5 protein-coding genes are annotated in these 8,910 nt (G+C 50.7%); all 5 read right to left on the bottom strand.

The window, feature by feature from the left end; translation table 11 throughout:
- Positions 1–9: 9 nt before the first annotated feature.
- A complete protein-coding gene (locus Q8M98_09285; protein ID MDP3114957.1) occupies positions 10–2,739 on the bottom strand; it encodes a hypothetical protein in 2,730 nt (909 codons plus the stop codon).
- 111 nt (positions 2,740–2,850) lie between these two features.
- Positions 2,851–3,453, bottom strand: coding sequence for a hypothetical protein (locus tag Q8M98_09290; GenBank protein MDP3114958.1), 603 nt, complete (start codon positions 3,451–3,453; stop codon positions 2,851–2,853).
- A gap of 12 nt (positions 3,454–3,465) precedes the next feature.
- Positions 3,466–4,653 carry a hypothetical protein gene (locus Q8M98_09295; protein ID MDP3114959.1) on the bottom strand — a complete coding sequence of 396 codons (1,188 nt, stop codon included), beginning with the start codon at positions 4,651–4,653 and terminating at the stop codon, positions 3,466–3,468.
- A gap of 14 nt (positions 4,654–4,667) precedes the next feature.
- The gene (locus tag Q8M98_09300; GenBank protein ID MDP3114960.1) at positions 4,668–5,297 is read right to left on the bottom strand and encodes a hypothetical protein; all 630 of its coding nucleotides are present in this window, start codon (positions 5,295–5,297) and stop codon (positions 4,668–4,670) included.
- A 12-nt stretch (positions 5,298–5,309) separates the two neighbouring features.
- Positions 5,310–8,228 carry a hypothetical protein gene (locus Q8M98_09305; GenBank protein MDP3114961.1) on the bottom strand — a complete coding sequence of 973 codons (2,919 nt, stop codon included), beginning with the start codon at positions 8,226–8,228 and terminating at the stop codon, positions 5,310–5,312.
- Positions 8,229–8,910: the final 682 nt, after the last annotated feature.

An 8,910-nucleotide genomic window follows, 5' to 3' on the forward strand; every position in this document is an offset into this window, starting at 1 on the left:
GCAAGCTCCTTATTCGAAAGGCAGAAAGTTGATCAGCAAGTTGAAATGCATGCTGGAGAGGATTGCTCCGACCACGACGCTGATCACAATCACGAGTTTGAAATAATCCTGACCCTTGAGCATGCTGATCAGTTCCATGTTTCGGGACAGATATGCAGACGCGGCGTAGAATTCTTCGCCGATCAGAGTATAATCGCAGGTGGTGATAAAGAATGGCACCTGGGTGATGGCGTCGGTGCCGGCAATCTGGATCGAGCCGGCCTGGTTGCCGGTTTCGGTCATTAGCAACGCCTCGGCATTGAAATATCCCATATAGAATATCGTGGCGACGCGTTCCCGCACTGTGATGCCATTGACGGCAGCGCTGAAAGCGAACTGGGCATCGGAGACGTAAAATATGTCGTTTTGATTGTAGGCATCCTGTCTGCCGGCTTCGCTATAGGCGGTTCTCACCATTTCCTGAGCGAGGGGAACTACGAAATAATCCAAATGCGGGGAGATCAGACGAATATCATATTCAGCGGTTTTCCGTGCGATCTGATTGAGGATCATCATCGCAGCGATCGTGCAAGGCTCGCCAAGCGACCCCCATCCGGGAACGAACATCACCGGTCTGCCCATTTCCGTGGCGCGTCCCACGGCGTTGTCCAACTCTTCAAGACCAGCGATGGGGCGGATGAAAAGCTCCTTCCTGCGGCTGTTGTAGATGGAGAATAGCAGTAAAAAACAGAAGAGCAGGCTTCCCAGCAAGGTGGCATATTTGGTGTTGTCAAACCATTCGGAAACGGGATAGTTCCAGATGCTGCCGTCGGGATGAGTAAACGTATTCGATTGGGAATGCATTCCCTTGCCATCGGTGACGAGCAGTTGATAGGCAAAGCTGCGAGCGTTGAGCTGGCTTTCGCGCCATAGGGTTTTGAGCCATGCCCGCTCGCTTTTTTTGGCGCTTGCTTCTTTATAGGCGGGGTGTTTGGTGATAAAGTCCGCAAATTCGCTGTCCTTGAGGTTTTTCTCAAACTCATCGCGGAAGAGCGAGGCACGGAAGACGGCTTCTTTTTCATTGTCCACCGCCACTATGAAACTTGGATCGATGGTGATGCGCTTGGTGGCGTCGTCGAAACCCTTGAGCACTTTATATAGCGTACTCTCATAGCTGATCGCGTGGTCATAGGAACGGATCATGGCGTTGCTGCGCAAGCCGGGGGCAAAATCGGCACTCAATTTTGACCTTGTGAATACGTCGTAATATAATCCGGTGAGGGGCATTGAGTTCAAGCGGATGTTTTTGGCATTGAAACGCCGGGTGATGTTGTCGTAAAAAACGTTCTGCTTCAACACATCGTTGCTCCAAGCGCGCGTTCCCCTGATCTTGACAACGCTTTCCACCTTGAATTCCGCTACGTTCTTCAAAGCTATAGGGATGTTTATCCGAAAGGTTTTATCTACAAAGTGTTCGATCACTTCCAGGTGTTTGACGCCGCTTTTATCGTAAAACGTAAATTTGATCTGGTCGATTTTATAGCTTTCGTTCTCCGCCAGTTCATAATTCACGCGCAGACGGGTCTTCTGGGAATTGGCATAAGCCGCTTGACTGATATAGGCGATGGGATGACCGATTGAGACCAACAGGTTGTCCCCTTTGTCGTTCATCTTGTCCTTGATCTTAAATTCGGGAACCTTGGGCAGCATATCGCTGGTTCGGATGCGAAGGGAATTGCCGAGGCTGGCGGTTTCAAATCCAGAATAATCTACATAGCTGAAGACGGGGAGATAATCCCCAACATTTTGCAAAGTGCCGATGCCCGCTTCCCTGGCGTTCACTTTGTGATATGAAAACGGAGTGTTGCTATGATTTGGCAGGTCGAAGAGATGGATCGATCCATTCTGCCAGGCGGCGTTGAATACGCTGTCCGGCGCGTGGAGGTTTTTGAGCTGCTCATTGTGGTATAGCGGGATCATGCTCTTCGGCATCAGCCATGCGCTGTATTGAGCAATGTCCTGGCTACCGGAGGGTGGGCTGAATTCAAAGCCAAACTCTTGTGTGTCTTCCAAATAGGTGGTGTGCAGCACGGCTGTTGAATCTGGACGGTTGTCATACGGCGCCACGGATTTGATCTCGGAGCCTGAGAAATGCCTGCCCCGCTCGTTTACTGCTACGATGCTGTAATAATACTCTTTGCCGGGGATGGGATTGGCAAAGATATAGTCAAACTGGTTCAGTTTATAGCCGGCAAGCACGTCCTCGCCTTGTAGCACTTTCTTGCCGCGGTAATAGAAATTGTTTTTGCTGATGGCGCCCAGAACCGTGTAGTGGGGCAAGAGGTTTTTCAGCACAATCGGATCGAGCGGCACAGCAAGGTAGAGCGGGCTGTCGGGAGCTTGGTGCTTTTCCTTTTTGAGTTTGCCGGGAGCTTTTTCAAATTCGATCAGAGGTTGATAATCCCGGTCAAAGAAATAGAGCTCGTTGCCGATAACGCCCAGTTTAGGATCGACCTCGATCTTGCTGAGGAGAAAAAGGCTGTCCGGATTGTGTCCCCGGTAGATATTATATTGGATGACCCGCTTGGATTTGTCCAACGGTTTCCATTTGAGCATGACGCCGGTGCCGTCATCAAAAGGCATATCCAGCACACTGAAGTTTTGCACGGTGGCATCTGTGTCATCTTGCTTTTTGGCACAGGAGCCGATCAGCATCAACGCCACCAACAGAATTCCCAATATCGGCATATTCTTATTCATAAGTTGTTTCCTTCATGTCATCATGGCAAGCGCCATCTGCAAACAGAGTAATGGTAAGCACGGGGATGCGAGGGTTGGCATCCCCGAGCTTACCAAGGATTTGTCCGGCTGCTATTTCAGCAATCCCATGACGTCATTTACCAGGAACTGGATTCTGCCGATCAATAGCGAGATACGCGCCATCACGGTCAAACCGAAGGAAGCGCCAAATCCCACCATCATATACCACTTTCCCACGTTCACAAACTTGCCATATAAGCCGGCGTGCGCCTTTGAAAAGAAGAAATAGAGCAGCACGGCGATAGTTCCAAAGAAGATCAGAAACAAGTTGACGCTCTCGAGCGGAACCATTGCCTGACGCATCTGCACTAGGATGCTGGTGTGCATGGCAAGCGGAACGCTGGCGCCCACGCCCATCATCGAAAAGGCGATGGGATAGCGAGATAGCCAGCTCAGTTTGCGGGAGAAGCGGAGGAGGTAGAACATACCGATAATGCTGGGGATGATCAGAATCCACTGTTGTTTGAGGAATAGCGGTTGATAGAAATAGGGCACGAACACGCGCTCATAAGTCAGCACCAAACCATAACCCAGCGAGATGCCTACCAACAGTTGCTCGGACATCTGATACAGGGGATTGTCCTTGTAAAGAAAGGAGAATATGCACAAGGTAAAGAATGCTCCGACCAGGTTGCTCATTAATTCGAATGACATGTTTTCCTCCCTTTATTTCTTTGCCGTTCTGGCTTTTTGGATGAAGTAGCCGATGTTGCCCAGAATAATGAACAGGATGATCATGATATGGGCGACGGATTGGGCGTTCATGCCGATGCGCGCGACCTTGAATTTGTAGAGGATATTGCGTGTCATGCGGTTGAGATCACCCCAGGCGAGATAACCGAGCTCTTCTTTTTGCTGCTCGGTGACGGTGCGCACATCGATCAATATCTTGCCGTCCTGCTCAGTTTTGATCTGATTGAAGAGGGCGGTTTTATCCGGATATTTATCGATGAAAAGCTGAAACTCCGCCGGTGAAAAGATGGCTATGCTTTGAGTGGTGATATTGATCAGTTTCTTTGCCGCGTCGTCCGCGAGGATATCGCTGCTGAAGGATCTGCCGGGGATGATCTTGACGCCTTCCTCGTCGAAAGTCGGACGGATGGGAGAGCCAGGTTCGCGATAGGCGGCAAAGACGTCCACCAGCTTTTCATACTCGGCAGCGCCCTTGAGCCCTGCAAGCATGCCGATAAACTGCCCGCTTTGGAGGTAGGGATATTGATCGGCAGCCATCACCGCAGTCACTCCCACAGAGACGTTCAAGCCAAACTTCGGTCTGGCATAGAAGAGCCAGGACATGCCTGCCACCGAGCCGGAAAACTCCACTACCAAGTTCAGTTCGCTATAGTTGTTGAGCGCTTTCATGATCGGCAGATTTTCCACCTTGCGCCCTTCGGCATCCGTCTTCACCGTGGTGGAGATGTTGTCTCCCATACCGATGATGGTGGGCATCGCCAGAGCGGCGGGAATGTATCCGAAATTACAATAGTCCACGCCGGATTTGATATCCGGATATTCTTCCTTGACGGTGTTGATGGCATAATCGATGATTGGTCCGCCTTGTGGCAGCCAGGTGAGCATAAACACTTTGATGTTGCGCTCAAAGCAATGCCGCAGGATCGCCACTTCCATCGGAAAGAGTTCCGGCATCGTGGAGGCATCGTGTGCAAAGCTGAGCAGTAAAGCGCGGTCTTCCCTGCCGGAGAATGAATCTATCATCTGATAGAGATTCTCCGTGGGAGGAGTCGTGACGTTATCAGAATTGTAGGGAATCATCAGGGGAATGACGATGGCAAGTGCGACCACGATGTAGATCCAGCGTCGGTCGAGCTTTTGTATGCGTTCAAAAAAGTTCATCTTCATCTCCTAAATCAATCACCGCCGCCCAAATATGAGCGTTCGATTCCGAGCATTATTTTGAGGGTGGTGGCGACGCTTCCAAGTCCTACGCCTAACATGATGCCACGCTTTGAAGCCAGGTTTGGCACGTCCAGAATCCATTGCGAGATTGTGGGAAGGTGTTTGCTGATCTGCACTCCCAATGGAACCTGAGCAAGCATCACGAGGATGGCGGCAAGCAGCAGCACCGTCGCTTCCGGCGAACGCGCACGAAAGGCTTTGTATGCCGCGGATGCCATATAGAAAGCCAACAGCGCAAACATCGTGGCGCTCATCGGCATCTGCATGTTTTCAAACATCCACATATAGACTCCGCCTTTTTGGGTGCCGCCAATGAATCCGGCAAGGGTGGTTACTACGAATCCGGCAAAGAAGAAGTAGCTGTATTGCCATTTCGGAGCGCGGCGTTTTATCTTGTTTGTGTGCATCATGGATAGGCTGACCACACCGAGAAGCATGGCAAACGGTGCCATGGCGCGTGCCCAGGGCATATAGAAGCTATAGTAGAAATCATCCTGGAAGAACTTGTGCGTGCTCAGCGCCCAACCAAACCAGAAGATTCCTCCGATTATCACGATCATCAGTGGTATTGTTTTCTTCATGAAATACCTCGTTTATTTTAAAGGAAATAGCTGCATAAACTGAGTGACCTGGAAAGTAGCCAATATGGCGCCTACAATCACGCAGGAAAGGATCAGGAACTTGAAATAGTCCTGTGCCTTCAGGGTGCCCAAGAGCATGGGCTCTCTATTCAAATAGGCGGAGGCGGCATAGAGTTCCTCGCCGATCAATGTATAGTCGCAAGTGGTAATAAAGAAAGGAATCTGGGTGATGGCATCGCTGCCGGCTATCTGAACCGCGCCCACCATGTTTCCAGTCTCGGTCATGAGCAGCGCTTCGGCGGCAAAGAATCCCATAAAGAAGTTCGTCGCCATTCGTTCGCGCACCATGATGCCGTTCACACCAGCCACATAAGCAAACTGGGCGTTGCTCAGATAAAACACGCTGTTCTTATCGTAACTATCCGGTCGTCCCACTGAATAGTGAGCCTCGCGAACGATTTCCTGCGCGATCGGCATCACGATAAAGTCATAACAGGGAACGATGATCCTGGTATCGTATTCCGCAGCTTTTTTTGCCACCAGTCCGAGTATCCCCAAGGATGCCAGGGTGGCGACGTCCGAAAGTCCGCCGTTGCCCATGCAATAAAGCATCGGGCGTCCCATTTCGGTGGCGCGGCCAATGGCATTGTCGATCTCCTGCAAACCGGCAATGGAACGGATAAAGAGATCCTTTCCTCGCTTTGCCAGATTGACAAAGATCACCACCGCCAAGCCAAAAAGAAGGGTTGCGATCAGCGTGACAATCTTATTGCGGTCAAACCAGTTGGAAACGGGGATCATAAAATTGACCTCGCCGTTTGCCAATGTGTCCGGATCGGATTCCACATACAAGCCGCGTCCGTCTGTCTTGACCAGCATATAGCTCTGGTGACGGGATTCCGGCTCGCGGATCGATGCCACATATCGGATGCGGCTTCGGTCGCTATTGCGGGAAAGTGCTTTCTGCATGTGTTCGTTGTTTTCGTAGGCGTTCACCCGTTTCTGCATGGTCTCGAGCTTATTTTTCATCCCGGTGATCTGAGCTTCCACCTCCGGTGTCATGGGCATCGCTTTCAGGGTGTCCATCTGGGACTTCATTTCGACCAGCTTGGTTTTCATTCCGTCGATGGCTTTGATAGCCTCATCCTTGAAGAGATTGGTCATCAACGTCATCTCGGCTTCGCGGTCATAGGTGAAATCCAATTCAGGGGAGACGAGGATATTTCCTCTGTGCTTTTCGCCGAGTAAGAGCTTGCGGCTGAATCTTTTGCCATCGGTATAGGTGTGCAGCATGTCCCCTTTCACAAAGTTGATGCCGTAAACCATGCGTCCCACGGTGGAAGGATAGGAAATCGTGACGTCCAGATTGTTGTCGTAGGAGGTGTTGCTCTTGATCAAAGTATATTGTGGCGAACGGATTCCGCGGCGGTAAACCACGTTTTTGATGCCGGAAACTTCCACCCCGGTGCGGTAAAGCTGTTTGGAAGGCATCAGCGCCAGCATCGTTTCGTCCCATTCGAGGTTTTGTTCGATGTAATAATCTGCCGGAATCTTGGGCTTGCCTTGCATGGTGATGCGCATTTTGAAACCCTGTTTATAGTCATAGCCGGTGGGAACGTCCAGCCGGATGATATTGTCCTGATGGTATTCGTTGATCGTGACAAAGGGCTTTTCCTCTCCAGTGCGATAGAGGGAGAAGTAGATGTTTTGCACTTTCTGGGTTTCGGCTTTATTGAGCTGATAGTTGATCTTCAGCTTGGTATTTTCCTGATCCAGGGAGGAGGTCTTGGTGATGAACACGATGGCATTGTCCCAGATCACGGAAAGCCGGTCGCCTTTGTCATTGGGTTTGTCTTCCGCATGGAAAGTCGGCTTTGGCGGAATGGCACTGCTGTTTGTTTGCCGGGTTTGCACCATGTGGGACATTGAGGAGCTTTCGCCGTCCAAAAGCTCGATCGCGTAGCCAGCACCCTTGATGGCATCGATGTCAATCCCTGTGGAAGCCAGGCTCGCGGCACCAACGGCAGTATAGTTCTTGAGTGCTCCACCGCCGATTCCACCTTGGGCGATCGGAGTGGCGTATGCTTTTTGCTGCGCGGGATCGTCCTTGACCTTCATCCACAGCGAATCGGAGATTCCACGCACGATATGGATGCGATAGGAGGTGATGTCTTGTTTGAAAAGCGGAAGCTCCCATTCAAAGCGCAGCTCCTGTTTGTCCTCCAACCAGGCGCTATAAAACGCTGTGGCAGGTTCTGGAGGATTGGTAAGCGGAGTGGAGGCTTGAGGAATTGCATGGGGCATATACTGGTTTCTTTCGTTGACCGCCACTACTGTGTAATAATAGGTCTCGCCGGGGCGCAGATAGGCATAGGTGACCAACTGGCGAAACTTCATCCCGGCATAGTAAGTGGAATCCTCCGCGTTGGCGGAGCGCACTTTGTCGGAGCGGTAATAATATGCTTTCTTTTCGAGGGAGGAGAAGATGTCAAATTTCTCTGATAACCGAGCCGCGATCTCCATGTTCCGAGGGATCTTGCGGAAGAGCGGACTCTTATCGTTCTGCCCTTTTTCCCTGCGCAATTTACCTGGGGAGCCGATGTCGATGAAATCGCTGTTGCCGCTGTCATAGAAAAACATCTGGTTGGAAGCGACTCCGGTTTTTACGTTCACCGGAATCGAAGCTAAGAAAAACAGTGTGTCTGGACTGATTCCGCGATAAACACGATATTCCAATATTCTCTTGGAACGGTGAAGTGGCTTCCAGCTCAGCATCAATCCCGTGCCGTCATCGGCAGGAATATCCTCAATCTTGAAGTCTTCCACAACATTTTCTTCGGCAAGCTTTTGCTTTTGTGCTATTACAACGCTGATAACAGCGATGAACAACAAGACCAGCAACAGGCTTAAATGTCGCTTTGATAACCTCATACGCTATCTCCTATTCTATTCTAACTTGTAATTGCCTTATGCATCGCATCACCTGAAAAGCACCCGATATTGTCAATGACTTTTTTGGGTGGATAGGTGAAGCCGGGGATGAGAAATGAGAAATGAGAGATAACACAGAGGAAAGCAGAGTGAAAGCTGAGCAAGAGAAGAGGGATGATGTGAGGTTCAACCTTGACCAGTCCGTAGGACGGCACTTTCTTCATCTCTTATCTTGCACCTAAAAAAATCCGGTTCTTCCCCCTTTGCATTACGGAATCAATACGGACTCATTACGGACTAAGTCCGTATTGACTCCGTAATGCTAAGGAGTAGCGCAGCATGCTGATGCTGCGGATGAGCCTGCAAATAGTTAATCTGCAATGAGTTAACCCTTGGAGCGGGAAATTCCGATTCCCCACAGTTTACAAACCACAGCCGAATCGGAGTTCGGCATCCCAGTGGGGTGGGTGGCAGGACTCGGGGGTTAGTATTCGCTCTATCCTGTGCTATCTTGTGTCGCCCCTGATGGGGTTGCCGCGCAGGAACCGACGGGGACGTCGGTAATTCGTGCGCCTGTGAGCGATACATATCAGACAGGTGAAAGTCCTGTTCAGAGCACCGTTAAAACTCTGTAGCCGAAGGTAACTGCGTCACCGTGAGGTGGGGTGGAGAGCAACTGGAA

It is taken from the genome of Candidatus Cloacimonadaceae bacterium (assembly GCA_030693415.1).
In the GTDB taxonomy this organism is placed as follows: Bacteria; Cloacimonadota; Cloacimonadia; order Cloacimonadales; family Cloacimonadaceae; genus JAUYAR01.